This window comes from Achromobacter sp. (assembly GCF_036567245.1).
GTDB lineage: Bacteria > Pseudomonadota > Gammaproteobacteria > Burkholderiales > Burkholderiaceae_B > Achromobacter.
Map to the genome: position 1 here is coordinate 1 of NZ_DATCUY010000124.1, position 2458 is coordinate 2458.

General features: G+C 68.3%; 3 protein-coding genes and 1 pseudogene. 1 reads left to right on the plus strand and 3 read right to left on the minus strand.

The genetic code is table 11. The features are described 5' to 3' along the window. The first annotated feature begins 69 nt into the window (after positions 1-69). Positions 70-561: a 2-amino-4-hydroxy-6-hydroxymethyldihydropteridine diphosphokinase gene (locus VIR09_RS05610; RefSeq protein WP_332011977.1), complete on the plus strand. Its 492-nt coding sequence runs from the start codon at positions 70-72 to the stop codon at positions 559-561. Positions 562-568: 7 nt separating this feature from the next. Here the strand turns inward: VIR09_RS05610 and VIR09_RS05615 are convergent, their stop codons facing one another. The 3 genes and pseudogenes from VIR09_RS05615 to VIR09_RS05625 form a co-directional block, all read right to left on the minus strand. Continuing rightward, complete coding sequence (locus VIR09_RS05615) at positions 569-1465, minus strand: sugar kinase (protein ID WP_332011978.1); 897 nt, start codon at positions 1463-1465, stop codon at positions 569-571. Positions 1466-1497: 32 nt separating this feature from the next. After that, entirely contained in the window at positions 1498-2331 is an 834-nt protein-coding gene (locus VIR09_RS05620; protein ID WP_332011979.1) for a CoA ester lyase, read from the minus strand. Then, a pseudogene (locus VIR09_RS05625) lies at positions 2328-2458 on the minus strand (CoA transferase); the annotation flags it as partial. The pseudogene VIR09_RS05625 and the gene VIR09_RS05620, both read right to left, overlap by 4 nt.

A 2458-nucleotide genomic window follows, 5' to 3' on the forward strand; every position in this document is an offset into this window, starting at 1 on the left:
GCCGCCCCGCGCAAGCGCCGCCGTCCGCGCCGTTCACCGTCGCGCGGCACGCCCAGCGCCGACTGAGCCATGTCCACAACCGCCCTCGTCCGCGCCTATGTCGGCCTGGGCGCCAACCTGGGCGACGGCGCAGCGACCCTGCGCCGTGTCCTGGCCGAACTACGGGAAACCGACGGCATCGTGGCGGTGACGGCATCGCCGTTCTATCGCACCGCGCCGGTGGAAGCCACGGGACCGGATTTCACCAATGCGGTGGCGGCGCTGGACACGCGCCTGACCCCGCTGGCCTTGCTGGACGTGTTGCAGGCGCTGGAAAACCTGCATGGCCGCGAACGCCCCTACAAGAACGCGCCGCGCACGCTGGACCTGGACCTGCTGCTGTATGGCGACACCGCGCTGAACCATGAGCGGCTGGTTCTGCCGCACCCCCGAATGCACCTGCGCGCCTTCGTGCTGATGCCCCTGCGCGATCTGGCTCCCGGGCTGTCGCTGCAAGGCAAGCCCATCAACGACTGGATCGACGCGATCCACGACCAGCCGATAGCACGCATCGCGCACTGAGCGCCCGCTACTCCTTGGGCGCGTAGGCCATCATCGCGCGCTCCACGTCCTCGACCCGCGGCAGACCCGCCTCATTGCCCAGATGCTGAATCTTATGGGACGAGGCCGCCCGCGCGAACGTGAAGTGCTCCACCCAGGGCAGCTCCGGACGGTTCAGATAGGACCAGACGTAGGCGCCGTGGAACACGTCCCCGGCCCCCGAGGTATCGACGATGCTGGCGGCCGGCACCTCCAGCGCGGGCAGGACAGCCACCGTTCCCGTCTCGTCGTACCAGAGCATGCCGCGCTCGCCCATGGTCACGGCGCCGATGCGGCAGCCGCGCGCCTTCAGCAGATCCAGCAGGCCCTGCGGCGTGAGCCCCAACTGTTCGCACATGCGCTCCGCGCAGACCGCCACGTCGATATGCCGCAGCAGTTCGTCGGTGTTCTCGCGCACACCCCCGCCATCCAGCGAGGTCAGCACACCCGCCTGCCGGAAAGCCCGCGCGTAATGCAGGGCCGCGTCGGGCTGATGGCCGTCCAGATGCAGGGCGCGGTAGGCACCGATGTCCAGCCGTGGAAAATCGTTCAGATAATCCACGTCGCGCGCACGCACGATGGCGCGCTTGCCGTGATTGGGCATGATGAAGGACAGGGAAGACCGGCTCACCTTGCGCGCATGCAGCGACACCCCGTGCGCCGCCGCCATGTCGGTGTACATATGGCCCAGCCAGTCCGATGCCAGCGAGCAGATCAGGTCCGGCGGCGTGCCCAGCCGCGCGCAGGCGAACGCGGCCGTTACGGCATTGCCGCCGAAGGACACGGCGTAGTCGCGCGCCACGCTTTTTTCATCGCCCGAGGGCCATTCGTCCGCCAACACGGTGACGTCGATATAAGTGTGTCCGATAAAGAGCGCTTCGCTCATAGACCTGCCGGAAATAAGTGATCGGAAGCGGCCTAGAAGCCGGTGGTTTCGCCCGCCTGCGCCAGCACCAGCCGCGCGCGCGCAATGACGGGCGCGTCGACCATCTTGCCGTCCAGCATGAAGGTGCCGGCCGAGGTGTCGCGGTGCGTGGCGATGACGCGGCGCGCCCATGCCAGTTCCTTAGCCGCGGGCACGAAGGCCGCGTGGATCACCGGCACCTGCGTAGGATGGATGCACAGCATGCCGCCGAACCCCATCTGCTGCGCGCGGGCCGCGGCATACGCCAGCCCGGCCTGATCCTCGACGCCAGGGAACACGCCGTCCAGGGCAGGCGCCAAGCCGGCGGCGCGGCTATGCAGCAATACCTGCACGCGCGCCTGGTCCAGCACCGTTTCCGCGCCCGGCGTATCGGGTGTCAATCCCAAGTCCAGACCGTAATCCAGGCTGCCGAACGCCAGGCGCTCCACGCCGGGCGTGGCGGCGACTTCAGCAACGTTGAGTATGCCCTGGGCGGTTTCCAGGATGGGAATCACGCGCAGCCCCGCCTGGACCACGTGGCGCACCTGCGCCAGGCTTTCGGCCTTGGGCAACAGCACGCCAGCTACCCCGGGCTTGCCGCGGCAGGCCTTGAGGTCGTCGTCGTGCCAGGAGGTGGAGGCATCGTTGATTCGCACCCACAGCCGCGCGCCGGGATTCGTCCCCAGGAAATCGCACAACGATTCCCGGGCGGACGCCTTGGCCAGATGCTCCACCGCGTCTTCCAGATCGACGATGACGGCGTCGGCGCCGGCCGCCAGCGCCTTGGGAATGCGCTCGGGGCGCGAAGCCGGTACAAATAGCGCGCTTCGGACAACGGGATGCGTCACACGACCTCCGATGCATGGAACTGCGCCACCTGATCGGGCGCGTATCCCAATGATGCTAGCACCGCATCGGTGTTTTGGCCCACCGCGGGCACCGCCGCCATGCGCGGCGCGAAGGCGTTGCTGCTGG